This window comes from Kurthia senegalensis, assembly GCF_000285595.1.
Lineage (GTDB): Bacteria > Bacillota > Bacilli > Bacillales_A > Planococcaceae > Kurthia > Kurthia senegalensis.
Window position 1 is genome coordinate 1 of sequence record NZ_CAEW01000051.1, and the last position, 591, is coordinate 591.

Genomic DNA, 591 nt, shown 5'->3' on the forward strand with positions numbered 1-591 from the left:
TAATTACTTTTCTAAAAAAGTAATTGACTTTCATACCAAAAAGATGTTATAATAATTAATGTCTTTAAGAAAAGTGAATACAATAGTCTAGTAGTGATGGCAAAGAGGTCACACCTGTTCCCATGCCGAACACAGAAGTTAAGCTCTTTAGCGCCGATGGTAGTTGGGGGTTCTCCCCCTGCGAGAGTAGGACGTTGCTAGGCTGTTATTCGGAGGATTAGCTCAGCTGGGAGAGCATCTGCCTTACAAGCAGAGGGTCGGCGGTTCGATCCCGTCATCCTCCACCATAATGCCGGTGTAGCTCAGTTGGTAGAGCAACTGACTTGTAATCAGTAGGTCGAGGGTTCGACTCCTTTCGCCGGCACCACTTTTCGAGTCATTAGCTCAGTTGGTAGAGCATCTGACTTTTAATCAGAGGGTCGCTGGTTCGAATCCTGCATGACTCACCATTTTAATAACGCGGGTATGGCGGAATTGGCAGACGCACCAGACTTAGGATCTGGCGCCGCAAGGCGTGGGGGTTCGACTCCCTTTACCCGCATTTCTTTTTTAACAATTTTATATTGCCAGATTAAATTAATTAATCTTTGC

Annotated in this window: 4 tRNA genes and 1 rRNA gene; all 5 read left to right on the forward strand. The window is 45.5% G+C overall.

What is annotated here, in order from left to right:
• The first annotated feature begins 86 nt into the window (after positions 1-86).
• Positions 87-203, forward strand: a 5S ribosomal RNA gene (gene rrf, locus KSHG_RS15530).
• An 8-nt stretch (positions 204-211) separates the two neighbouring features.
• Positions 212-287, forward strand: a tRNA-Val gene (locus tag KSHG_RS15535).
• 4 nt (positions 288-291) lie between these two features.
• Positions 292-367, forward strand: a tRNA-Thr gene (locus tag KSHG_RS15540).
• A 6-nt stretch (positions 368-373) separates the two neighbouring features.
• Positions 374-449, forward strand: a tRNA-Lys gene (locus KSHG_RS15545).
• 10 nt (positions 450-459) lie between these two features.
• A tRNA-Leu gene (locus KSHG_RS15550) sits at positions 460-541 on the forward strand.
• The last annotated feature ends 50 nt before the right edge of the window (positions 542-591 follow it).